General features: G+C 58.8%; 24 protein-coding genes. 12 read left to right on the top strand and 12 right to left on the bottom strand.

Annotated features, from left to right (window positions below; translation table 11 throughout):
• The first annotated feature begins 14 nt into the window (after positions 1-14).
• The 10 genes from LCH64_RS16655 to LCH64_RS16700 all read left to right on the top strand — a co-directional run bounded on the left by LCH64_RS16655 (position 15) and on the right by LCH64_RS16700 (position 8,151).
• The gene (locus tag LCH64_RS16655) at positions 15-551 is read left to right on the top strand and encodes a hypothetical protein (protein WP_103521970.1); all 537 of its coding nucleotides are present in this window, start codon (positions 15-17) and stop codon (positions 549-551) included.
• Between the two features lie 114 nt (positions 552-665).
• On the top strand, positions 666-2,033 hold the full coding sequence (locus tag LCH64_RS16660) for a lysozyme inhibitor LprI family protein (protein ID WP_226500833.1): 1,368 nt from the start codon (positions 666-668) through the stop codon (positions 2,031-2,033).
• Positions 2,034-2,049: 16 nt separating this feature from the next.
• Positions 2,050-2,844 (top strand): hypothetical protein, encoded by a 795-nt coding sequence (locus LCH64_RS16665; RefSeq protein WP_226500773.1) that lies wholly within the window; start codon positions 2,050-2,052, stop codon positions 2,842-2,844.
• Between the two features lie 28 nt (positions 2,845-2,872).
• Positions 2,873-3,355, top strand: coding sequence for a hypothetical protein (locus LCH64_RS16670; RefSeq protein ID WP_226500774.1), 483 nt, complete (start codon positions 2,873-2,875; stop codon positions 3,353-3,355).
• Between the two features lie 28 nt (positions 3,356-3,383).
• Positions 3,384-3,761 (top strand): hypothetical protein, encoded by a 378-nt coding sequence (locus LCH64_RS16675; RefSeq protein WP_226500775.1) that lies wholly within the window; start codon positions 3,384-3,386, stop codon positions 3,759-3,761.
• Between the two features lie 19 nt (positions 3,762-3,780).
• Positions 3,781-4,329 carry a hypothetical protein gene (locus tag LCH64_RS16680; RefSeq protein ID WP_226500776.1) on the top strand — a complete coding sequence of 183 codons (549 nt, stop codon included), beginning with the start codon at positions 3,781-3,783 and terminating at the stop codon, positions 4,327-4,329.
• Positions 4,259-5,167, top strand: a complete 909-nt coding sequence (locus LCH64_RS16685) for a tetratricopeptide repeat protein (protein ID WP_226500777.1) — start codon at positions 4,259-4,261, stop codon at positions 5,165-5,167. The genes LCH64_RS16680 and LCH64_RS16685 overlap by 71 nt, the downstream gene beginning before the upstream one ends.
• Positions 5,168-5,169: 2 nt before the next feature.
• On the top strand, positions 5,170-5,925 hold the full coding sequence (locus LCH64_RS16690) for a lysozyme inhibitor LprI family protein (protein WP_226500778.1): 756 nt from the start codon (positions 5,170-5,172) through the stop codon (positions 5,923-5,925).
• Positions 5,926-5,996: 71 nt separating this feature from the next.
• Positions 5,997-6,977 (top strand): hypothetical protein, encoded by a 981-nt coding sequence (locus LCH64_RS16695; RefSeq protein ID WP_226500779.1) that lies wholly within the window; start codon positions 5,997-5,999, stop codon positions 6,975-6,977.
• 85 nt (positions 6,978-7,062) lie between these two features.
• Positions 7,063-8,151, top strand: coding sequence for a hypothetical protein (locus tag LCH64_RS16700; protein WP_226500780.1), 1,089 nt, complete (start codon positions 7,063-7,065; stop codon positions 8,149-8,151).
• A 56-nt stretch (positions 8,152-8,207) separates the two neighbouring features.
• Here the strand turns inward: LCH64_RS16700 and LCH64_RS16705 are convergent, their stop codons facing one another.
• Positions 8,208-8,579 carry a DUF6124 family protein gene (locus LCH64_RS16705; RefSeq protein ID WP_027610398.1) on the bottom strand — a complete coding sequence of 124 codons (372 nt, stop codon included), beginning with the start codon at positions 8,577-8,579 and terminating at the stop codon, positions 8,208-8,210.
• Positions 8,580-9,096: 517 nt separating this feature from the next.
• On the opposite strand from LCH64_RS16705, the gene LCH64_RS16710 reads away from it, so the two are divergent.
• Entirely contained in the window at positions 9,097-9,480 is a 384-nt protein-coding gene (locus tag LCH64_RS16710; protein ID WP_003229522.1) for a helicase, read from the top strand.
• A gap of 259 nt (positions 9,481-9,739) precedes the next feature.
• Here the strand turns inward: LCH64_RS16710 and LCH64_RS16715 are convergent, their stop codons facing one another.
• From LCH64_RS16715 to exbB, 6 genes are all read right to left on the bottom strand, one after another.
• Positions 9,740-11,140, bottom strand: coding sequence for an aminoacyl-tRNA deacylase and HDOD domain-containing protein (locus tag LCH64_RS16715; RefSeq protein ID WP_103520508.1), 1,401 nt, complete (start codon positions 11,138-11,140; stop codon positions 9,740-9,742).
• A 79-nt stretch (positions 11,141-11,219) separates the two neighbouring features.
• On the bottom strand, positions 11,220-13,295 hold the full coding sequence (gene recG, locus LCH64_RS16720) for an ATP-dependent DNA helicase RecG (RefSeq protein ID WP_003229518.1): 2,076 nt from the start codon (positions 13,293-13,295) through the stop codon (positions 11,220-11,222).
• A 9-nt stretch (positions 13,296-13,304) separates the two neighbouring features.
• Positions 13,305-14,234 (bottom strand): hydrogen peroxide-inducible genes activator, encoded by a 930-nt coding sequence (locus LCH64_RS16725; RefSeq protein WP_027610401.1) that lies wholly within the window; start codon positions 14,232-14,234, stop codon positions 13,305-13,307.
• A 262-nt stretch (positions 14,235-14,496) separates the two neighbouring features.
• A complete protein-coding gene (locus LCH64_RS16730; protein WP_103483728.1) occupies positions 14,497-15,246 on the bottom strand; it encodes an energy transducer TonB in 750 nt (249 codons plus the stop codon).
• On the bottom strand, positions 15,243-15,671 hold the full coding sequence (gene exbD, locus LCH64_RS16735; protein WP_103483727.1) for a TonB system transport protein ExbD: 429 nt from the start codon (positions 15,669-15,671) through the stop codon (positions 15,243-15,245). Before exbD ends, LCH64_RS16730 begins: the two co-directional genes overlap by 4 nt.
• Positions 15,672-15,677: 6 nt before the next feature.
• Complete coding sequence (exbB, locus tag LCH64_RS16740) at positions 15,678-16,634, bottom strand: tonB-system energizer ExbB (RefSeq protein ID WP_226500781.1); 957 nt, start codon at positions 16,632-16,634, stop codon at positions 15,678-15,680.
• A 188-nt stretch (positions 16,635-16,822) separates the two neighbouring features.
• Between exbB and LCH64_RS16745 the strand changes: the two genes are divergently transcribed.
• Positions 16,823-17,680, top strand: coding sequence for an SDR family oxidoreductase (locus LCH64_RS16745; protein WP_201136240.1), 858 nt, complete (start codon positions 16,823-16,825; stop codon positions 17,678-17,680).
• A 137-nt stretch (positions 17,681-17,817) separates the two neighbouring features.
• Here the strand turns inward: LCH64_RS16745 and LCH64_RS16750 are convergent, their stop codons facing one another.
• The 5 genes from LCH64_RS16750 to gmk form a co-directional block, all read right to left on the bottom strand.
• A complete protein-coding gene (locus LCH64_RS16750; protein WP_103483724.1) occupies positions 17,818-18,558 on the bottom strand; it encodes a hypothetical protein in 741 nt (246 codons plus the stop codon).
• Positions 18,559-18,631: 73 nt separating this feature from the next.
• On the bottom strand, positions 18,632-19,012 hold the full coding sequence (locus LCH64_RS16755; protein ID WP_003229509.1) for a RidA family protein: 381 nt from the start codon (positions 19,010-19,012) through the stop codon (positions 18,632-18,634).
• 24 nt (positions 19,013-19,036) lie between these two features.
• Positions 19,037-21,142 carry a bifunctional GTP diphosphokinase/guanosine-3',5'-bis pyrophosphate 3'-pyrophosphohydrolase gene (gene spoT / locus LCH64_RS16760; protein ID WP_003229505.1) on the bottom strand — a complete coding sequence of 702 codons (2,106 nt, stop codon included), beginning with the start codon at positions 21,140-21,142 and terminating at the stop codon, positions 19,037-19,039.
• Between the two features lie 57 nt (positions 21,143-21,199).
• A complete protein-coding gene (rpoZ, locus tag LCH64_RS16765) occupies positions 21,200-21,463 on the bottom strand; it encodes a DNA-directed RNA polymerase subunit omega (protein WP_003229503.1) in 264 nt (87 codons plus the stop codon).
• Positions 21,464-21,630: 167 nt separating this feature from the next.
• Positions 21,631-22,251, bottom strand: coding sequence for a guanylate kinase (gene gmk / locus LCH64_RS16770; protein ID WP_003229498.1), 621 nt, complete (start codon positions 22,249-22,251; stop codon positions 21,631-21,633).

Raw genomic sequence — 22,251 nt, forward strand, 5'->3', positions numbered from 1 at the left:
GAGGTCGTTCTGCTATGCTCCGTGTATTTATGTTTGCTTTTGTTTTCCTTCTGGCAAACTCCAGCAGTGCGCAAGATGTAGACTATCTTCAGGGAACGGTAATCCAAGGACCGTTTAGAACTGACGTCGTAAATGGGGGGGAATTATCATTCCTGCAGACGACGAGCGAGGAGTTTCCTGTTTCTCTGGTTCTGGATGTTGTTGGGGTCGACAATAAAAAAAATAGAAGTCTTGTCGATAAATACGATGTGGCTGGGTCAGACCCAAAAATTGAGTCGATTTTCTTTTATCCAGTTAAGGGTAAGAAAAATGTGCTTGTTTTGGTTTCTTGGGAAATTACGAGCAGAGGAATTGGAACGTACGGTACCCTTTATCAAGTTTATGGATATGAAAAAAGTGCGGACAATAAATTGGTTGTGAATAAGCTTGTCCGATTTGATAAGAATCTGAGTGGGATGGAAGGATATCAAGAAGGTGAGGAGCAACATTTTCCTTATGTTAATGCAGGGTTGATAAAATCTTATATCAAGAAAATAAATGGCGCTAAATAGCGATGGCTGCCAATGTTTTGCGTTTAATAGGGCAGGCTACTCTTTATTATGCGTGAGCGTGGTTTGGCCCCGGCTCGCCGAGCGCAAAGCCTGAATGACTCAAGGATGAACACAGTGAACCGCTTTGTTTTTACGCTGTTGGTCGCACTACTACTGCCGGTTTCAGCGGCCTATGCGCAGGACGACTGCAGCCATGTAGCCTCAAGCCTGGAAATGGTGCCCTGCTCGGAGGCGGCGAAGAAGGCTGCCGATGCGCAGTTGAACGTTAGCTACAAGCAGTTGATGGCGCGACTTGAATCTGACTATCGAGCAGATCCCGCGCTGGGCGCGGAGTACGCGGCGAAGGTTAAAGAGTCGCAACGTGCGTGGTTGAAATTGCGCGATGCGAACTGCCCGTTGGAGGCGTTCGAGATCGAGACGGGGATGCCGGCGCATGTGTTCGCCGTTAACTCGTGCATCGCCAGAATGAGTCGTGAGCGCTCGGCGTACCTGGATAAGATCGTCCCTGCTCTTGCATCCGACAAGAGCACTTCGACGGCGCCGGTCAACGACGCCTGTCCTTCAGAGGAATTCCCAGCTTTCCTTACAGCGTTTTCCGCCAACAGCGAATCACAACGCCGTCTCACTGCGATGACGGTCAAGTCGCTTGTGTTGAAGCCGGTTGCAGGCAAGGACCGTAGTACCTTTGAGCCTTCGACCTCGGGTGTCAGCGGAGCTTCTTTCACCTACCCGCTGATGGTCGCCATCAAACCCGGCAAAACACCTGGAGTCGAGATTGAAGAGGTCGATGACAGTCACGTCAACGTGGTCGATAAGCGGGCGGGCAACAGCAATGTAAAAATCTTCAACTTCTCACGTCAGGCATGTTGGGTACTTGAGGGCGTCGAAGACTGGTCGATCAGCGAGAATGATCTTGTCGCAACACGTAAACCCGGAATGAGCCGCGCCGAGAACTTCTGCGAACAACGTGCCGAGGCTTTAGGAGGGCTAGGGTTTCTTGAGCAGTACCGTCTAACTGTGGAGTTGATTGAAGCGTCTCTGGAAAATTATGTCTGCGCAGCAGAGTCGGGTGATCCAGAGGCGAGCGAGTCAGCGGCAAGACTGAGCCTTTCGCAGATGGCGTCCCAGCTGGAAACCAGCAAGGTTGAGGCGTTGTTCAAAGCCGCGTCAAAGACGCCGAGTGGTGCATTGGGTTATGCCTCGTTTTTTTGTATGGGGAACTCCACCGATTACGACGGTCCTTGCCTCCAGCCCAAGCAGGCAGAAGAGCAGGTCATTCGAGCAATCAACATGGGCTCCATAGAGGCGATGAGTTATCTGGCTTCTACCTTTGAGGGTGGCGAGTTGGGAACAAAGGATATGTCCCGAGCGTTAGCCTGTTATCAAATGGCGGCTGATAAAGGTCACCGGTTGAGCATCGACAACGTGGCGCGATTGAAGTCGCAAGGTCCAGAGCCGATCAAGGCGAGCCACTGCATTTGAAACTCGGAGCGCGGATGTGTCGCGATTCTTTGCCGTTAAATTCCAAGTGAGTGGAACTGTGCCTGACTTGTCGATTCCGGGCTTCGTGAGACCTCGATATCTGAGGGTATTGCTGATCAGCGTTGCTGCGTTCGCTCAGGCCAGTCATGCCGCCGCAAGTGTTGTCTCGGTGGGCAATGCGTCGGGTCAGTCGCAGATCGCGCAAGGCCCAACCGAAGCTGCGGTCGACATGACACCTTGTCGGTTCTCAATGACGCTCTCGAAAGATCAATGGTTGCAGTTCAATACGCCTGATCTGGTATTCATTGCGGCCAAACAACTGCCTGAAACCACTAACGCCCCGCGTTTATCGCAGGCTCAGACCTCGTCTGGTTATGAGTGGAATTTCGAAAAGCCCACAAACCTGAGCCAACCCTGGTTCGGTGTCATGTGTGAAAGCGCCAACAACTTTTCCGCGCTCACCACTCAGAAGCCGGCGCTTGATGACACGATTGAGTTGCAACTAGTGCGAGAGAGCAACGACCGTAAATGCCCGGCGACCCTGACCGATCATGGTTGGGAGCCGACGTCGCTGGCGGGGCCAAAAAACGGATACACCTTTGAGGCATTAGGTGGGGAGAGGTCCTCGGGGTTCATCTTCGGTTTCCATGACAAGTCACGACGTCACATCACCCGCGTCGCTTTCTGCCTGCTGCGCGGCGAAAGCGTGCTGATCGGCTCGGCGGAGTCAGGCTCGCCCACCCCGCTGGCGATCAGCGCCGAAGGATTTGAACAAATCAAAACAGCGGTTCGCAGCATGGCTTTTGAGTAAGCCTGCGAAGACCGAACGGAGTTACAGCGTGAAGGGATGTTCAGTTTTACTCGGCGGCCTCTTGGCCATTGTCGCGTCCGTGGCTTTCGCCGCTGACCCGGACTTCAAGGATTACACCGTCACCCCAGAGTTCACTGGTATCAATCACGAACCGGTGTCGCAAGAACACAGCAACCCGAGGATGTATAAGGATCGTGCACAGGCACTCAAACGCAAGGTCAACTTTGCCGGCCACTACTTCCTGTACCGAGTCGGCTGTGGTGGCAGTGCCATTTGCGGCGAAGTGCTGGATGCGCGCACGGGGGAGGTTGTTGTGGGGCTGCCGAATGCGCACGACGGCAATACCTTCAGCCTGTCGAACAAGCCCGATAGCCGTCTGCTCATTGTTTCCGGCATTGCGGCCGATACCGAAGAGGACGCGCAGGGTAATGAGCTCGAAAGCCGTTACAGAACCCGCTACTTCGAGTTTGTGAACAACGAGTTCCGGCTGCTGACGTTCAAGGATTTGTGATCGCCGCCGTTTGATTAAGGATGATTGGATGAACCGCTTTTCCATTCGGCCCATGCTGAATGCACTTCTACTGTTGCCCCTCACCTATGCCATTCCGGCAGTTGCCGAAGCCGGGAGTTGCTACGGCTATCTCACCGAAATGGTCAGGAGCAGCAACTTTCCGTTTCGCTATGTCGGCAAGGACAAGGTCAACCTGCTGATTGATGAAGTCGACGGTGAAACCGTGCAAGCCCAGTTGCTCTTTGATACGGACGGCACCGGCACCATCGGCTGGATCAAATACACCCCGGCCACTCGGGTGCTGCTCAATACCTCGGCTGAACTGGAAGAGCCGGTGGAACTGTCATTCGATGCCAGATTCGCCGACGGCTACGCAAAGTGCCTGGCTGGACAACAGGCCGGTTAACGGCAAAAGGGAATTTTCCATGAATCAGTATCTTTTCGCGGGCAGCCTTTCGCTGCTGCTCTCGCTTCCAGCTTTCGCCGCTCCCAAGGACGCCTACACCCAGCGCGATGTCATGCAATGTGGCGGTGTTGAAGTGGTGATGGTGTCGTCCTGCCGATCCGTAACGGTGGATGACGCAGAAACCCATCTCATCCCGGTCTGCTCCGACCAGACGATCAACATTGGCGGCAAAGTGTTGCGGCGCAATATCGACAAGGTTTCACAGCTCACGTCTGACGGTAAGAAGACGAAGATGCTGAGTAACGTGGCAGTGGAGATGGATTGTGTAAAAGGAAGCAAGGGCAGCCTGGTGTTCATCGGCGGTTATGGCGGGTGTGGATCCTGCCCGGAGTGGCGCGGGTATTACTCCACCGCTGGAAGGTTGGAGCATTACAGCTACAGCAATAGTTATCGGTCGTTTGGTTCGAAGGGGTCCTGGGAAGGGCTCATAGAGGCTTATGGCATCACTGAAAGACAGTTACAGCAAACAAGCCCTGCGGCTAAAAGGATCGAGTATGGGCAGCCTTAGATCCGCACTATTGCTCGCGAGTCTGTTGCTGGCGAATGGGGCTACGGCAGAAGAAGTGCGAGTCACTGGAGTCGACGGGCACACACTGACATTGCATTTGAAAGCAAAAGTATGGCCCGAACACTCAGTGGAAGCGGCGAGCGCGACCTTTACCGCGAATGGAAAAACATTCCCGCTCTACGGAACCGATATCGGGGTCGAAGTCCTTCCTCGATGGCTTAGCCCTGACAAGAAGACCTTACTCGTGAACCAAACGATGTATGGAATGTTGTCAGACGGGAGTGGTGAAGACAGCTTCCAGTCACGAAGTCACTGCGATGTGATTTCGATGGAGACCGGTTGTGTGCTGCTTCAGCGTGATGATCAGTTCTGCGCTGGCAAATGGGTGGGCAATAGCTGGACTACCGACGAGGGTGAAGTACTCAAACCTGAAATGGAGACACCTTCCCCACAGGCACTACTGAAAACCCTCTCGAACATTGAATCTGCGCAATATCGAGCCAGCGAGATCGAATGGAGCTTGGTCATGGGGGCGGATTCGTACATGGCTTGCCATCCACCGGCTCGAAATGTTCAGGGTCTTAATGATCTTGGCTTCTATTTAGCCGAGGGCGGCAACGATGCACTGGCGCTGAAGTTGTATCGCGGCGTTGAGGCCGTCGGTAAACGCACAGTACTGATGTTGAACATCGCCGATTCACTCTGGCGCCTTGATCGCAAAGATGAAGCGCAGCGCTATTACAGCCAGTACCGCGACGCGATGAGCGCCGACGGCAAGGCGCAGAAAATACCTCGACGCGTAGTTGAGCGATCCGCAATTCAGGGAATGAAAAATTGAACATGTTTGTGCGTTTTATCGCGTTGTCCTTTGTATGCCTGTTTGCCTCTCTTGCGATGGCCGAGGACGACTGCAAGGAAATCACCGTGAGCGCCCAGGTCGATCGGTGTGTGGAGGCAGCCCGCAAGGAAGCCGACACGCAACTCAATGCCAGCTACAAGAAACTGCTGGGACGGTTTGAGGCTCAACAACGGCTTGACCCTGAGCAGGGCAAGGCGCTGGTCGCCATGGCCAGAGAATCCCAGCGCGCCTGGATCAAGCTACGCGACACCACATGCCCGCTTGAAGCCACGGAAATCGAGCCAGGGGTGGCAGCGCATGTCACGACGATCAACAACTGCATGGCCAGACTGAGTCTGGAGCGTGCGGCTTACCTGGACACAATCGTCGCTGATGAGCCGGGTAATGTGCTCGATCTCAACAAGGTGTACCTGTCCGGCTCCCAGCGCTTCGGCAATGTCGTGGCACGTTATGTCAGCACCTTTGGCAGCCCATGCCTGACGGTCCAGATTCTGGCGCCCAACGGCGGTTGGAGAGTTCTGTCCTCCAAGCGGTTCTGCAGTTTCGAAGGCAAGGCATTCTGGACGGACTATGCCGATGCCGGGTTTGAGGATCATGCGTTTTCCGATGATGGGTTGCACGTGACGCTCAGTTTGACGGAGCTTCGTGGGCTTGGAGAGCAGCGCCTTGCCTGTGTGATTCCGATTCAGAATGAGCAAATCAAAGAGCTGAAATGCGGTGCACCTGAATCATCGTGAAACCATCAGCATTAACATTCGAAGATTGATCAACAGGGAAGTGAGTGGAATTGGCAAGGCTCTTAAGTTGTATGAGTGCGCTCGGATTCATGGTCGCCTTGTTGGCTCAGCAGGCATTAGCGAGTGACCCACAAACCATCGGTGAGCTGCATCCGCCTGTGGTTGCCTCGCTCGGTGATCAAAAGAGCACGGTGTTCTTTTTGAAGAACAACCTCAAAGGTCAGGTAGAGGAAGGACACGTTCCTGATGCCGAAATCTTCTACACCTCAATGAACGCCGTGAAGCCTTCGCTGAATTATGTGTGGAAGGTCGAAGGTGAGCAGATCGCTTCGGTGTTTTTCTTTGAGCGAAAATTCCCCGAGCGCGCGGGGAAGTCCATGTTTGTTCTGACGAAAAATAAAGTGCCGGACCGTCAATACAGTCATTTCGAAGGTGACTCCTATTCAGTACTGGAACTACCGCTCTTCATGGACGGCGATCACTTGGCTCTGCAGTTCTTCCGCGGCGACCCTCCAGAGCCCGAGTTTCAGAACTGCCGCGACGGTCTAAATCTGGAAGACGATGTAGAAGTCGAGTGTGCTTACAAGGATGCGGCAAGCATTAAGAAACGCTTGGCGGAGCTGGATGCGAAGATGATTGCGGATTCAAAACGGGATCAGGAAAATCGCCAGCAGCCGATCAGAACCGATGGTGACGCGGCCAATGCCACTTGCCCTTCGACCGACTTTTCCGCGTTCCTCACAGCCTTCTCCGAGCGCGCCGACGTGCAGAAATCCTTCGTCCAGCAGCCACTAAAAATGGTTACAACTGTGGCCGGCGATCCCGAACCCGAGATGGAAAAGCGCAGCGTCAGCGGCGATCAGCTCAAGTTTCCAATCATTCCGGATCAAGCAAAGCGAGAGGCTCAGGGGCTGACGTTGACCGTCAAGGAAGAGCGGGGCGACAAGGCAATTGCGATCCTGCAGAAGCCAGATACCGACTACGTCTTCGAGTATCGGTTTGTCCGTGGGCAATGCTGGAAGTTGGAAGAAGTGATGGATTACTCGCTTTAAAACGCAGAGAACTGGGCTGAAGAAAGAAGTCTGTTCAATCAGATCCGTAAATCATGAGCAGGGAAGCAAGTTGAAAAGATTAGGCTTGTTCGCGTTATTGCTGTGTTCTTTCTCTGTGGCTGCGGGGCCGATGTTCCCGTCCATCAAGTCATGCATGGAGGCCGGCAGCGGCTGCGCGTTGGCGCTGAAAGACAACTTTCTGGTGGACGTAAAGTCAGGGCAACGTTTCTCAGTGGAAGCAGAGTCGGCCGGGGCAATGAGTGGTTTCTGGCTGTATCGAGATGGCGAACGTTACATCCTGGAGAACGAAAACTACTCCCAGGCAAAGTCCCGACGTTGGCTGGTTTTTACCTACGACGGCGGAAAAGTATTACTCGACGGCGCCTATATTTTCTCGATAGACATTGACCCGAACACCGGACCTTACTGGCACGGCTACGACTGCCGAGGTGATGCCAAGCCGTTCGCAGTGCCAACGAAGGAACCCTTCAGTGACGTTGCCTTGGAGGCGTTGTGCGGTGGTGCTGAGGGCTGGGTGGTCTCAGGAAAAGACAAGGCAGTTCCCGTATCAGCCAAGGGGCTGGCCGTCAGTGTTCCCGTTTATCACGCCCGCAACCGTGATGGTTCAGCAACCTACCTGTTTACTGAAAGCGATGTTCCGGATCTTTCGAAGCTAGTGTGTTTGTCCAATTGCGCCGACGTCACTCAAATACCAGAACGCGTTTCGCAAGAAACCGCGCCATTGCAGGGCGGGCAGGATGGAACGTTGTGCTCCGCCGAAGAAGACATCTACTTCAGCTGTCCTTTGACGGGGGGTAAAACGGTTTCTGTTTGCGCGAAAGGGAACAACAAGCCCACTGCCGGATATGTTCAATACCGTTACGGTGTTCCGGGAAAGATAGAAATGCTCTATCCGCAGAAGAGCGTGCCTCCCAAGGGCAAGTTCTTCGTAGTGGATGCGTCGGAAGGCAGCGTTAACCTGAACAACATCAAATTCAAAAAGGGCCCGTATACCTACCTCGTTAATCAGGCGTTTGTGAGTTTTCTGACGGTGCTCAAGGATGACAAGGTGGTGTTCCGGCAGTCTTGCAGTGCGGGTGGTTATTCATTTGTTAGTCGGGTTGCCCGTCAGGGTATAGAGGCACTGCCTAAAAGCGCTGAAGACTTTAGATAGCGAAGACGACTGCAGAAAGGGGACTTAACGTCCCCTTTTTTCACCCGCAAACCCCGCTACGACTTGGCCGCCAGGTTCCGCACTTCAATATGGTCGAGCGTCCCTTCCACCATCAATCGTACCCCATCCGCCATTCTGCTCAGGGCCAGTGCAACCGAGCGGCGGGAGCCGTGGAGGTCGTCGGCGAGGTCGCAGGCGATGGCGCTGATGGACAGGAGGTCTTCGGAGGCGTTGGCCATGAGGGCTTCGGCGTCGGTGCCGGGGGTGAGGCTGAAGAGGCCGGTTTCGCGTTTGGGTTGGGATTCGGTGCGCGGCTTGAAGTGGTGGTCGAGGGCGCGTTCGGCGGCTTCGTGGAATTTCTTGGATTCCAGCGATTCGTAGGGCGATATGTCTGGGGTTTCGGGGGGATTGGGTGTTGGTTTGATCATTCGGTCTTACTCCAGTTTCAGGAGCCGACACCGTTTCGCTCGCACTTCGAAAGTGGTGGCAGCTGTGCATAGGTGTGCAAGACCGGTGGAGTCACCCGGCAGACCCGAAGGCCTCCCATACACAGCAGCCATAACGATCCGCGAGCATAGGAAAACGCTCGGCGAATTGCCATAACCAATGTGGACTCCCGCCGGACTTGCACGTCCGTATCACCAATTCGTGGTGACCTATTGAGGCTATCGATGAACCCTCATCCTGCCTAGTTCACGCACAACACCACGCCTTGCAGGAAATTTCCCATAGGTTTGCAGGCCGGAAGATCAAAAGATCGCAGCCTTCGGCAGCTCCTACAGGGATGTGTTTCAACAGGTGTAGGAAGTGGGTGCAGAAGCGTGACTTGGCGGTCATCGTGCGGGAAATGGGCTGCATCATCTTCCATTAGAGGCAGATAGTGGCGTTATCGTCTGAATCCCTTACACTGCCCCGGCCGTTCATTTTCCTTTTGAGGCTGTGCGCATGAAATTTCGTTTTCTTCTGTGGATGATGGGTTTGTTGATGGGTAAGGCCAGCCGGACAAATCCTGCGTTCCAGCAGCAGTTGGGTGACAAGGATCTGGTGTTTCAGCTGCAGACGCTGGACGGGAAAGTGGCGCGGCATTTCGTGGTGAAGAATCAGCGCGTTACCAGCAAGTCTGGGGTGGTGGCGGAGCCGGCGTTTGCGATTGCGTTCAAGGATGCGGGTTATGCCTTTGCCACGATGCAGGCGAAGAACAAGCAGCTGGCGTTTATGCAGGGGATTCAGGACAAGTCGATTCAGCTGAAGGGTAATCCGGCGCTGGTGATGTGGTTTCAGGGATTGATGAAGTATTTGAAGCCGAGGAAGGCCAAGCCTAAGGCTTGAGTAGAAGGGCTTGAGAAGATGGGCTGTCGTGGCGAGGGGATTTATCCCCGATGGGCTGCGCAGCGGCCCCAAAACCTGAGACCTCGATATAACTGACACACCCTGTTGCCTGGGTTTGCGACTGCTGCGCAGTCGGTCGGGGATAAATCCCCTCACCACAGGGTTTCGCTGAGCCAGTTGGATCGTGGTGAATTCTTCGCGAGCAGGCTCGCTCCCACAGGGATTTTGGTGATCCTTGAGGGTGCGGGCCTGTTTTGGTTTAGGCCTGGCTGAACTGCGAGGCCAGTTCGCGCAGCAGGACTTCAGCCTCAAGCACTTTGCTGACCACATCATTGGCCTTGTCACGAGTCAGGCCGACGCGTTCGAGCAGGGCGTCGGGGATGTCTTCGTCGGGGCCGGAGCCGATGCCGCGGCTGCGCAGCAGGCGCACGGCCAGGCAGACGAGATTCGGGTATTCGGCGTAGGCGCCGTCGTAGCTCGGGTCGTGCTGGAAGCGCAGGGCGGTGGCCAGTTCATCGGGCATGTCCCAGTAGCGCATCAGCCACGAGCCGATCTGTTCGCGGCTGATGCCCAACAGGTGCTGCTCGATGTAGCTGTGGCACAGGTGCGGGTTGACCTCGAGGTGACGGCAGATCAGCGAGAAGTGCGGCGGGAACACGTGGGCCAGCAGCAGGTAACCGAAGTTGTGCAACAGGCCGGCGAGATAGGTCAGGCCGGCTTCCGGGCGCTGGGCGCGCGGCATGGCGCGGGTCAGGCCTTCGATGACGGCGGCGGTGTAGATCGACTGCTGCCAGTACGGCGTGGTGTGTTGCGGGTGGTCTTTCGGCAGGCTCAGGGTCTTGCCAAGGGCCAGGCCCAGCGCCAGGTTGATCACCAGATCGAAACCGAGCACGCGCACGATCGCGTCTTCCACCGAACGGATTTTGCCCGGCGAGGCGTAATACGGCGACGCCGCCCAGCTCACCACTTGCGCGGCCAGTGCCGGGTCGGTTTCGACCACGCCGGTGATGTCATCGATGGTGGCGTTGGGGTCGACGCGCAGCTTGATGATTTTTTGCGCGGTTTCGGCCAGCGGTGGAATCTCGATGGTCGCTTCCAGACGCTGCTGAATCCGGCGTGCAGTGAACGCCTGCACAGCCTGGGTGATTTCCTCGCGGTCATCGTCCGGGCGGTCGAGGTTCGGGCGGATGCTGCTCAGGGCTTCGCCGAAATTGGCGGCGCTGGCCTTGGTCAGCATGCTCTTGAAGTCTTCGCTGGCGATTTCCAGCAGCAGGCCCGGCTCGCCGGAGTTGATCAGCAGCTTCGGTTCGCGCAGCAGGCTTTCTTCGTAGAGACACGGCGAGCTGGTCAGCGCCGGCAGGCCCGGCAGCAGGCTCAGGCTGTGTTTGCCGAGCATCTTTTCCAGGCGTTCGGTGGACACGGCGGTCAGACGTCGGCCAGTGAGTTCGGCGAGGCGATTGAGGTCGAGCAACTGGCTCTGCGGAAACAGCACCATCAGCGCGCCCACAGCATCGTCCAGCAATACGGCTTGTACCTTGCGCGAAGCATTGAGGCCGTGGTGGTCGAGCACTTCTTCGTAAGCGATGCCCAGCTTGCCCAGCAGCAGCCGAATGACGGACGGAGCGTGCGGGAGTTCGGGGGCGAGAGCGGCTTCGGTCATGGTGTGTATCCGTTTTTGAAACAATGGCAGGAGTATAACCAGCTCTGTAGGAACGATCCTGCACAAACTGCGACGGTGCTCACACTTGGCCGTATTGCTGCCCGTGGCGCAACCAGCGGTCGAGCAATGGGCTGACGTGAGTCGGCCAGCGCTCGAGCAAAGCTTGCGCGGCATCGCGTACGGCGGGCAGCAGGTCGGCGTCGCGCATCAGGTCGGCGACTTTGAATTGCAGCAGACCGGTCTGGCGCGTGCCGAGCATTTCGCCGGGGCCGCGCAGTTCGAGGTCTTTTTCGGCGATGACGAAACCGTCGTTGGTCTCGCGCATGATGCCCAGGCGCTGGCGGCCGATCTGCGACAGCGGCGGATGGTAGAGCAGCACGCAATGGCTGACCGCGCTGCCCCGGCCGACGCGGCCGCGCAATTGGTGCAACTGCGCGAGGCCCAGACGCTCAGGGTTTTCGATAATCATCAGGCTGGCGTTGGGCACGTCGACGCCGACTTCGATCACGGTGGTGGCGACCAGCAGTTGCAGGTTGCCGGCCTTGAATTCGGCCATGACCGCCGCTTTTTCGGCGGGCTTCATGCGCCCGTGGATCAGCCCGACTTTCAGCTCGCCGAGGGCGGCGGTGAGGTCTTCGAACGTGGTTTCGGCGGCCTGACAGGTCAGCTCTTCCGACTCTTCGATCAGGGTGCACACCCAATAGGCCTGACGTCCTTCGGCGCAGGCGCTGCGCACCCGTTCGATGACTTCGACGCGACGGGTGTCGGTGACCAGCACGGTGTTGACCGGGGTGCGACCGGGCGGCAATTCGTCGAGGATCGAGGTGTCGAGGTCGGCGTAGGCGCTCATCGCCAGTGTGCGTGGAATCGGCGTGGCGGTCATGATCAGTTGATGCGGGCACATGCGCCCGCCGACGCCTTTCTGCCGCAGCGCCAGACGCTGCTGCACGCCGAAGCGGTGTTGTTCGTCGATGATCACCAGTGCCAGATTTTTGAACTGCACTTCGTCCTGGAACAGCGCGTGGGTGCCGACCACCATCGGCGTGCCGCTGGCGATCTGTTCCAGCGCGGTGACGCGATTCTTGCCCTTGAGCTTGCCGGCCAGCCACGCGACTTCAATGCCCAGCGGTTCGAGCCAGCGCTTGAACGTGATGAAGTGTTGCTCGGCAAGGATCTCGGTCGGCGCCATCAGTGCGACCTGATAACCGGCCTCCAGTGCTTGCAGTGCCGCGAGGGCGGCGACCACGGTTTTGCCCGCGCCAACATCGCCCTGAATCAGCCGCAGCATCGGTTCGTGCTGGCTGAGGTCGTAGGCGATTTCGTTGCCGACGCGTTGCTGGGCGCCGGTCGGGTTGAAGCCGAGGTTGGCCAGGTATTTCGGTGGCAGTTTTTTCGCCTTCGGCATCGCTGGCGCGCGCAGGGAACGCATGCTTTCGCGCAGGCGTTGTTGCGACAGTTGATGGGTCAGCAGTTCTTCGAAGGCCAGCCGATGCTGGGCCCAGTGATGACCGAGGGCCAGCTCATCGACATCGGCATCGGCGGGCGGGTTGTGCAAGTAGCGGATCGCGTCGGCCAGCGGCGCCAGTTGGTAGTCGCGGGCCAGTTCGGTCGGCAGCCAGTCGGGCAGAGTGTTTGGCTTGAGCAGCGTCAGGGTCTGCATGCACAACTGGCGCAGGCGCTGTTGGGTCAGGCCTTCGGTGAGCGGGTAGACCGGGGTCAGGGTTTCATCCACGGGCGGCGGTTCGTCACCGGTGATGGCGCGGTATTCCGGGTGGTAGATTTCCAGCCCCGAAGCGCCGGGCCGTACTTCGCCGTAGCAGCGAATCCGCGTGCCGCGCTTGAGGCCTTCTTTCTGCGCGTTGCTGAAATGGTAGAAGCGCAGGCTCAGCCCGCCGGTGCCGTCCTGCATGCGCACCACCAGGCTGCGACGCCGGCCCATGACCACGTCGGCGCCGCTGACGGTGCCTTCGACCACGGCGTCCTGGCCCGGTCGCAAGTGGCCGATCGGCACCACGCGGGTGCGATCCTGATAACGCAGCGGCAGGTGAAACAGCACGTCCTGGAGATTCTCCAGGCCGACCTTGGCCAGTTTCTCGGCCATGGCTTCGCCGACACCCTTGAGTGCCGTCACTGACACTTGCGACAGCTCGGTCATGACCCTGGCTTAACCGGCCGTGACCGGTGCGGCGGGCTTGGCCACCGAGCACAGGCGAACGGAGTCGGCGAGGATTTCGATGGCTTTCGGCCGTGGGAAGCTCGCGCGCCAGGCAATCGCCACGGTGCGGAACGGCACCGGCGCCGACAGTGGACGTACTTCGATCACGCCCGGGGCGTAGTGATGGCTGTCCACCGCCGACAGCGGCAGGATCGAGATGCCCAGACCGGACGCAACCATGTGGCGGATGGTTTCCAGCGAGCTGGATTCCACCGTGGTGTGCTTGGCGCCGTCGTTGCCCTTGGTCAGGGTCGGGCAGGCCTCAAGCACTTGGTCGCGGAAGCAGTGGCCTTCGCCGAGCAGCAGCAGGCTCTTGTCGTTGAGCAGGGCAGCGTCGATGGATTCCTTTTGCGTCCACGGGTGCTGGGCCGGCATCAAGACGTAGAACGGCTCGTCGTACAGCGGCAGGGTCAGCACGTCGGCTTCGTTGAACGGCAGGGCGATGATGATCGCGTCGAGTTCGCCGTTGCGCAGTTTGTCGCGCAGCACGTGGGTGAAATTTTCTTCGATGTACAACGGCATCTGCGGGGCGACCCGGTGCAGTTGTGGAATCAGGTGCGGGAACAGGTACGGGCCGACGGTGTAGATCGCGCCGACTTTCAGCGGGGCGGTCAGCTGGTTCTTGCCGGCCTGGGCCAGTTCACGGATGCCTTGGGCCTGCTCCAGGACTTTCTGCGCCTGGGCGACGATGCCTTCGCCGACCGGGGTCAGGCGCACGGCGCTTTTACTGCGCTCGAAAATCAGCACACCGAGTTCGTCTTCAAGTTTTTTCACGCCCACCGACAGGGTCGGCTGACTGACGTGGCAACGCTCGGCGGCGTGGCCGAAGTGCTGCTCTTGGGCGAGGGTAACGATGTAGCGTAATTCTGTGAGAGTCATAGCAAGCGTCCATGAAGTTGCGGGCCAAGCATAACGGCTGCAATCGATAGACGCACGTTATCAGACTGAGTGAGGAATGCGACACCGGGCAATGTGAGTTTGCCGTTGCCAGATATGCAAAAGGCACCTTTCGGTGCCTTCTCGATCCCACTGTCGATACATAACCCCTGTGGGAGCGGGCTTGCTCGCGAATGCGGTGTGTCAGAACCATTGATGTCGACTGACACGACGCTTTCGCGAGCAAGCCCGCTCCCACATTGGATCAGCGGCGTCTCTCGAGGGAGTACACAAACGGCGCGACAATTTCGATCGAGCCGTTGGTCAACATGTCCGCCGGTGGCTTGGGCAGCGGTTGGGCGCGGCGGATCATTTCCAGGGTAGCCCGGTCCAGATCGGCGTTGCCGGAGCGGCCCACCAGTTCGAACGACAGCACATTACCTTCGGCATCCACCACGAAACGCAGACGGTTCAGGCCTTCCTTGCCCCGTGCCTGTGCGCTTTGCGGGTACTTTTTGTACTTGGCCAAGTGCGCGAGCAGGGTGCCTTGCCAACTGGCCTTGGCGGCCAATTGTGCGGGCGACGGGCCCGGTGCCGGCTGGGCGGATTTCTCCGTCGGTGCCTGGGTCGGTTGCGTGTCGGCCGGTTTTTCCTCGGAAGGTTTTTCCTTCACGGGTTCCGGTTTTTTCTCGACCGGTTTGGGTGGCTGCGGTTTCGGCTTTGGCTTGGGTTTCGGCTTCGGTACGGCAATTTCGGCCTTGGGCGCTTCAGCCAGTTTCGGAATCGGCAGCTCTTCAACCGGAGCCGGTGGTTGCGGCGGTGTGACGACTTTCGGCGGAGCAGGCGGTGGCGGGGCCGGAACCGGTGCCAGCTCGACCACCATTGCCTGCGGCGGCAGTTCGATGGGCGGGCGGGCGGTCCAGTTCAGCGCCAGCGCGATGGCCAGCGCGTGAACGCCCAGCACCACGGCCAGGCTACCGCTGTAACGCGTCAGCTTATGGCGCGTCGTGATCATTTCTTGGCTGCGCTCTCGAGGCCCACCAGACCGACCTTCAGGTAACCGGCCGAGCGCAATTTATCCATCACGCTCATCAAGTCGCCGTAGTCCACGCCCTTGTCGGCCTGGAAGAAGATGGTGGTGTCTTTCTTGCCCTGGGTCTTGGCGTCGAGGACGGCACCAAGGGTTTCGGCGTTGACTTCGTCGTCACCAATGTACAGACGCTGATCAGCCTTTACGCTGAGGAACACCGGTTTCTCCGGGCGCGGCGCCGGTTTGGCGGTCGATGCCGGCAGGTCGACTTTGATGTCCACGGTGGCCAGCGGCGCGGCCACCATGAAGATGATCAGCAGTACCAGCATCACGTCGATGAACGGCGTGACGTTGATTTCGTGGTTCTCGGCCAGATCGTCGTCTGCGCCTTCTTTCAAATGCAGGCCCATGGCCGATTACCCCACTTTCACCATGTGCGGTTGCGAGCTGCTGCGCTCAGGCTGGTGGTCGAGGTCACGGCTGACCAGCAGCAGAACCTGCGCCGAAGCGTCGGACACCTGCGCCTTGTAGCCGGCGATGGAGCGGGCGAACACGTTGTAGATCACCACCGCAGGAATCGCAGCAACCAGACCCAGCGCGGTGGCCAGCAGCGCTTCGGCAATGCCCGGCGCCACGACGGCGAGGTTGGTGGTCTGGGTCTTGGCGATGCCGATGAAGCTGTTCATGATGCCCCACACGGTACCGAACAGGCCGACAAACGGCGCGGTGGAACCGATGGTGGCGAGGACGCCGGTGCCGCTGCTCATGTTGCGGCCGCAGGCTGCGACGAGGCGCTCAAGACGGAAGCTCACGCGCTCCTTGATGCCTTCTTTCTCGCGGCTGTTGACCGACAGGCGCATCTCTTCGAGCGCGTCGTGCACCAGCAGGTTGGCCAGGGTGCCTTCTTTGGCAGCTGTCGCGCTGGCTTCCTTGAGGGTGGCGGCTTTTTTCAGGGCGGCGATTTCACCTCGCAGACGACGCTTGGCGCCCATCAGCTCGAAGCCTTTGGCGATCCAGATGGTCCAGGTGATGATGGAAGCGATGGCCAGACCGATCATCACGATTTTCACGATGATGTCGGCGTTCTGGTACATGCCCCATGGCGACAGGTCGTGGGCCATGCCCAGGGTGTTGTCGGGTTCGAGCACTTCAGGCGCGTCTGCTGCGCTGGCGTCTACAGCCTGTACCGGGTCGGTGGCGGCTGGCGCGGCGGCAGCAGGGGCGTGCTGTTCGGTGGCAGCCGGAGCGGCTGGCGCTTGTGCGTCAGCGAAAGCAGCGGTCGGTGCCAGCATCAGGCTGAGCAGCAGGGCCGCCACCGCGCTCCAGGCGCGAGGTCGTGTGGTTGGCGAAGCGGGGAATTGATTACGTGTCATGCTGGCCGGACCTGAGGTAGAAAAACGGTGATGCTCTTCCAGGCCTCGTGAGGCCGAGAACAAAAGTGGGGTGCATTATTGCAAGTAATTCTTGTTAACAAAAGTAATAGAGTTTCTTTTTTTCCTTCATTGCTAGCCGTTCGTCCTTTGTGAGGGCTAGTCTGTTCCTTTCGTTTGGGAGTTTTTTGATGTCTGCGCCTTCTGTTTTGATTGCCGGTTGTGGTGACGTCGGCAGTCGTCTGGCTACGCAATTGTTGGCCGCCGGCTGGGAGGTGCATGGTCTGCGCCGTGATGTTTCGCGTTTGCCGGACGGCGTCATCGGCGTGGCCGGTGACTTGTTCAAGGAAGATTGCCCAGAGACCTGGCCGGTCGGGGCGGTGGATTACCTGGTGTATTGCGCAGCGGCAACCGATCACGATGAGGCCGGTTATCGTGCGGCTTACGTGCAGGGTTTGCAGAACGTGCTGAGCTGGCTGGACGACTATGGGCAGACCCCTGAGCGGCTGCTGTTCGTTTCCAGCAGCAGTGTGTACGGGCAGCAGGAAGGGGAGTGGGTCGACGAGAACTCAGAGACTGTCGCCAGCGGATACTCCGGGCGACTGATGCTTGAGGCCGAGCAAGTGGCGCTGAACAGCGGCATCCCGGCGAGCATCGTGCGCCTGACCGGTATTTACGGCCCGGGTCGTGAGTGGCTGCTGACCCAGGTGCGTCGCGGATATCGGGTGGCGGTCGAGCCGCCGCTGTACGGCAATCGCATTCACGCCGATGACGCGGCAGGTCTGATGGCGTTTCTGCTGCAGGTGGCTCATCAGGGCAAGTCATTGCAGGATATCTATATCGGTGTGGACGATGCGCCCGCACCCTTGGCCGAAGTGGTTGCCTGGCTGCGCGAATATCTGGGGGTTACCGAGTGGGCGGAAGACGCCAGCGTACGCCGCACCGGCAGCAAGCGCTGCAGCAATGCCCGGGCGAAGGCGCTGGGCTGGACGCCGATGTATCCGAGTTACCGCGAAGGCTATGCGGCGATTCTTGAAGGCAAATGCTGACCTTCTAACGCCACAAACCACTGTGGGAGCGGGCTTGCTCGCGAAGAGGGTGTGTCAGGCAACATTGATGTCGACTGACACACCCCCTTCGCGAGCAAGCCCGCTCCCACAGGGTTACGTGTTGCTCTCAGGCGCGGTTACTGCTTCTCAAGCAACCACTTGCGTTCACCCGGGGTGAACTGCGGCATTTCATCCGCCAGTGCGCTGTTCACTGCCTGGAAAATCTCCAGCGCCTTGCCCTTGCGGGCAAAGATCCAGTTGTTGCCTTGGCCGTTGAGTTGCAGCCACATGCTGTCGTGGTCGCTGTTCATCGAGGCACAGTCGCCTGCCAGGCACAGGGCATAGCGGTCGGCGCCGGGCAGACCGGACACCTGGCCGTCGGCCTGGAACTGCACGGTGCCGCCTTCGCCGTCGCCGCTGGCAATCTTCCAGCTGCCGCCCAAGTAGGCCGAATACAATGCGCGTTCGAAGCTGGCGCCGATTGGCGCGCCTTCCGGCACGGGGATTTGTGCGCGGTCGAACAGCTGGTCGGGTTCGTTCTCGGTGGCGGCTTGTTTCATCCGGCCGCCGTCACGTTTCAGCTCACTGCCGGAGCTGCCATAGAAGTCGACTTTCCAGGCGCCGGACTGTTCGCCCTGCAACCGTCCTTCGACGTTCTCGAAACCGTTGGTGTAGCGGGCCTGACCGGCCTTGGTGTTGACATCCCACTCCAAGTTCGGGCCATAGGCCTGAAGCGCTTCGCGCAGGGGGCCGCCCTTGGCAGCAGCATCGATCGCCACCTGGTTGATCCAGGTGCCGCTGATGTCACGGTCGGCGGGGTCGCTGGCACAGCCGCCGAGGAAAATGGCGAGCAGCGAGAGAGCAAGCGCTTTGCGCATGGTGGAATCCTTTCAAAACCTTTTCTTTACCGCAGAGCAGTCGGCGCAGCGTGTGAGGGCTGCGCCGTGTGCATTACTCGATGACCAGGATGGCATCCATTTCGACTTGCGAACCCTTCGGCAAGGCAGCAACGCCGATGGCGGCGCGGGCCGGGTACGGCTGGTCGAAGTACTTGCCCATGATCTCGTTGACCTTGGCGAAGTGGCTCAGGTCGGTGAGGAAGATGTTCAGCTTGACGATGTCCTTGAACGAACCGCCGGCAGCTTCGGCTACGGCTTTGAGGTTCTCGAACACCTGGACGGTCTGGGCTTCGAAGCCTTCAACCAGTTCCATGGTTTTTGGGTCCAGAGGAATCTGGCCCGACATGTAGACAGTGTTGCCGGCCTTGATCGCCTGGGAGTAGGTACCGATGGCGGCTGGGGCCTTGTCGCTGGTGATAACAGTCTTGGTCATGTATGACTCCTTGTTAGGTGTGAGTTAGGCACGCATGCGGGTGATGCGGATGACCCCGGTCAGGGCGCGCAGTTTCTTGATCACGCGGGCCAGGTGCACACGGTCGTGGACGCTGACCACCAGCTGGACGACGCTGATGCGGCCATCGCGCTCGTCCATGCTGATTTTCTCGATATTGCCGTCGGCCGCGTTGACGCTGCTGGCCAGCAGGGCGATCAGGCCGCGTTGGTGTTCCAGTTCGACGCGCAGCTCGACGTTGAATTCGCCGGTGACATCCTTGGCCCACGAGAGCTGGATGCATTTTTCCGGGTTGTGCCGGATTTCGCTGATGTTGCGGCAGTTGTCCAGGTGCACGACCATGCCTTTGCCCGCCGACAGATGGCCGACAATCGGGTCACCCGGGATTGGCGTGCAGCACTTGGCGTAACTGAGCACCAGACCTTCGGTGCCGCGAATCGCCAGCGGACCTTCCGGACTTGGCAACTGTTCACCTTCGCCGAGCAGACGGCGCGCCACGACATAGGCCATGCGATTGCCGAGGCCGATGTCTTCGAGCAAGTCTTCGATCAGTTCGAGGCGGTACTCGGTAAGCATGGCCGTGACGCGCTCGGCCGGGATCTTCTCCAGCGAGCTGTCGAAACCGTTGAGCACCTTGTTCAGCAGGCGTTCGCCGAGGCTGATGGACTCGGAGCGGCGTTGCAGTTTCAGCGCGTGGCGGATATGCGTGCGTGCCTTGCCGGTGACCACGAAGTTGAGCCACGCCGGATTCGGCCGCGCGCCTGGCGCGCTGACGATCTCGACCGTGGAGCCGCTTTGCAGCGGTTCGGACAGCGGTGCGAGACGGCGGTTGATCCGGCAGGCAATGCAACTGTTGCCGACGTCGGTGTGCACCGCATAGGCAAAGTCGACCGCCGTGGAGCCTTTGGGCAGCTCCATGATCCGGCCTTTGGGCGTGAACACGTAGACCTCGTCCGGGAACAGGTCGATCTTCACGCTCTCGATGAATTCCAGCGAGTTGCCGGCACGTTGCTGCATTTCCAGCACACCTTTGACCCACTGACGGGCGCGGGCGTGAGTGCCTTTCGGCTGCTCGTCACCGCTGGATTTGTACAGCCAATGGGCGGCAATGCCGTTGTTGGCCATCTCTTCCATTTCGCGGGTGCGGATCTGGATCTCGATCGGTACGCCGTGCATGCCGAACAGTGTGGTGTGCAGCGACTGATAGCCGTTGGCCTTGGGGATCGCGATGTAATCCTTGAAGCGCCCCGGCAACGGTTTGTACAAATTATGCACAGCACCCAGCACGCGATAGCAGGTATCGACCTTGTCGACGATGATCCGGAACGCATAGACGTCCATGATCTCGTTGAAGGCCCGACGCTTGCCGCGCATTTTCTTGTAGATACCGTAGAGGTGTTTCTGGCGCCCGCTGACTTCGCCCTGAATGCCGTCGATCGCGAGGCAGTGGCCGAGGGACTCTTCGATCTTGTTGACGATTTCCTTGCGGTTGCCCCGGGCGCGCTTGACCGCCTGGTAGATCCGCGCGGAACGCATCGGGTGCATCGCCTTGAAGCCGAGGTCTTCGAATTCGATACGAATCGCGTGCATGCCCAGCCGGTTGGCGATGGGTGCGTAGATTTCGAGGGTTTCCTTGGCGATCCGGCGGCGTTTTTCCCCGGACAGCACTTCCAGCGTGCGCATGTTGTGCAGACGGTCGGCGAGTTTGACCAGGATCACGCGAATATCGCGCGCCATGGCCATGGCCATTTTCTGGAAGTTTTCGGCCTGGGCTTCGGCCTTGGTCTCGAAGTTCATCTGGGTCAGTTTGCTGACCCCGTCGACCAGTTCGGCCACGGTTTCACCGAACTGCGCTTGCAGCGCCTCTTTGGCGATACCGGTGTCTTCGATCACGTCATGCAGCATCGCGGCCATCAGGCTCTGATGGTCCATGTGCATGTCGGCAAGAATATTCGCCACCGCAAGAGGATGCGTGACGTACGCCTCGCCGCTGCGACGGCGCTGACCGTCATGGGCTTGTTCGGCGTAGAAATACGCTCGGCGGACCAGGTTGACCTGGTCGTTGCCGAGGTAGGTCGATAAGCGATCGGCGAGGGCGTCTATGCTCGGCATGATGACTCCTGCCGTAGGCTGTGTTCCCGCGCCGTGCTACGTCGACCAGGCATAGGCTTAGACGGCCTCGTTGGACTCGTCCTCGAACGCAGCGAAGACCGGGTCTTCATGGACAATTTCCTGCTCGGCGATGAACTCGTAGCTCATCAGGCCTTCAGCGATTTCACGCAGGGCGACAACGGTAGGCTTGTCGTTTTCCCACTGGACCAGTGGCTCTTTGCCGCCGGTGGCCAGTTGACGGGCACGCTTGGTAGAGAGCATGACCAGCTCAAAGCGGTTTTCCACGTGTTCTAGGCAGTCTTCAACGGTTACGCGGGCCATGGTATTCCTCGGAGCGAATGCAATATGCGCGCTGCCCGGTTGGGCGAGCGGACTGAACAGTTTAAAAAATCACCAGCGATTAGGGAAGCGCTGATTTTTTGACCAGACCCTTCAACGCGCTGCAAGCACCAATGTAAAGCCCTTGCAGCGGTTTTGGGAAGTGCTGATTAACCCAGCAGTTCGGCCAGCAATTTGCCAAAACGTACCTGCTGGCGTTTCTGTTGCAGCTGGTTGGCGCGGAAAATCGCCTTCAGATCGTCCAGTGCATGGGCGAAATCGTCGTTGATGATCAGGTAGTCGTACTCGACATAGTGGCTCATCTCGCTGACGGCTTCGCGCATCCGCCCGTCAATAATCTCGTCACTGTCCTGACCGCGGTTGGTCAGGCGCTGGTGCAGGGCCTGAAGCGACGGCGGCAGGATGAAAATCGAGCGTGCCTGCGGCATCAGCTTGCGCACTTGCTCGGCGCCTTGCCAGTCAATTTCCAGAATCAGGTCGTGACCTTCGTCGAGCGTCTGCTGCAAACGGCTTTGCGAGGTGCCGTAGAAGTTGCCGAAGACTTCGGCGCGTTCGAGGAAGTCGCCGTGCTCGCCCATCTTCACGAACTCTTCGCGGGTCACGAAGTGATAGTTCACGCCGTCCACTTCACCCGGACGCATGGCGCGGGTGGTGTGGGAGATCGAGACGCGGATTTCCGGATTGGCATCGGTCAAAGCCTTGACCAGGCTGCTCTTGCCCGCACCCGATGGGGCGGAAATGATGTACAGGGTGCCGGTGCTGTGGGTCAT

Source organism: Pseudomonas sp. MWU16-30322, assembly GCF_020515535.1.
GTDB classification, from domain to species: Bacteria; Pseudomonadota; Gammaproteobacteria; order Pseudomonadales; family Pseudomonadaceae; genus Aquipseudomonas; species Aquipseudomonas fluorescens_H.

Bases quoted from the DNA above. Each gene is read 5' to 3' on its own strand.
- LCH64_RS16655 (WP_103521970.1), top strand. From the start codon at position 15: ATGCTCCGTGTATTTATGTTTGCTTTTGTTTTCCTTCTGGCAAACTCC.
- LCH64_RS16675 (WP_226500775.1), top strand. From the start codon at position 3,384: ATGAACCGCTTTTCCATTCGGCCCATGCTGAATGCACTTCTACTGTTG.
- LCH64_RS16680 (WP_226500776.1), top strand. From the start codon at position 3,781: ATGAATCAGTATCTTTTCGCGGGCAGCCTTTCGCTGCTGCTCTCGCTT.
- LCH64_RS16685 (WP_226500777.1), top strand. From the start codon at position 4,259: ATGGCATCACTGAAAGACAGTTACAGCAAACAAGCCCTGCGGCTAAAA.
- LCH64_RS16690 (WP_226500778.1), top strand. From the start codon at position 5,170: ATGTTTGTGCGTTTTATCGCGTTGTCCTTTGTATGCCTGTTTGCCTCT.
- LCH64_RS16695 (WP_226500779.1), top strand. From the start codon at position 5,997: ATGAGTGCGCTCGGATTCATGGTCGCCTTGTTGGCTCAGCAGGCATTA.
- LCH64_RS16705 (WP_027610398.1), bottom strand. From the start codon at position 8,579: ATGATCAAACCAACACCCAATCCCCCCGAAACCCCAGACATATCGCCC.
- LCH64_RS16710 (WP_003229522.1), top strand. From the start codon at position 9,097: ATGAAATTTCGTTTTCTTCTGTGGATGATGGGTTTGTTGATGGGTAAG.
- LCH64_RS16715 (WP_103520508.1), bottom strand. From the start codon at position 11,140: ATGACCGAAGCCGCTCTCGCCCCCGAACTCCCGCACGCTCCGTCCGTC.
- recG (WP_003229518.1), bottom strand. From the start codon at position 13,295: ATGACCGAGCTGTCGCAAGTGTCAGTGACGGCACTCAAGGGTGTCGGC.
- LCH64_RS16725 (WP_027610401.1), bottom strand. From the start codon at position 14,234: ATGACTCTCACAGAATTACGCTACATCGTTACCCTCGCCCAAGAGCAG.
- LCH64_RS16730 (WP_103483728.1), bottom strand. From the start codon at position 15,246: ATGATCACGACGCGCCATAAGCTGACGCGTTACAGCGGTAGCCTGGCC.
- exbD (WP_103483727.1), bottom strand. From the start codon at position 15,671: ATGGGCCTGCATTTGAAAGAAGGCGCAGACGACGATCTGGCCGAGAAC.
- exbB (WP_226500781.1), bottom strand. From the start codon at position 16,634: ATGACACGTAATCAATTCCCCGCTTCGCCAACCACACGACCTCGCGCC.
- LCH64_RS16745 (WP_201136240.1), top strand. From the start codon at position 16,823: ATGTCTGCGCCTTCTGTTTTGATTGCCGGTTGTGGTGACGTCGGCAGT.
- LCH64_RS16750 (WP_103483724.1), bottom strand. From the start codon at position 18,558: ATGCGCAAAGCGCTTGCTCTCTCGCTGCTCGCCATTTTCCTCGGCGGC.
- LCH64_RS16755 (WP_003229509.1), bottom strand. From the start codon at position 19,012: ATGACCAAGACTGTTATCACCAGCGACAAGGCCCCAGCCGCCATCGGT.
- spoT (WP_003229505.1), bottom strand. From the start codon at position 21,142: ATGCCGAGCATAGACGCCCTCGCCGATCGCTTATCGACCTACCTCGGC.
- rpoZ (WP_003229503.1), bottom strand. From the start codon at position 21,463: ATGGCCCGCGTAACCGTTGAAGACTGCCTAGAACACGTGGAAAACCGC.
- gmk (WP_003229498.1), bottom strand. From the start codon at position 22,251: ATGACCCACAGCACCGGCACCCTGTACATCATTTCCGCCCCATCGGGT.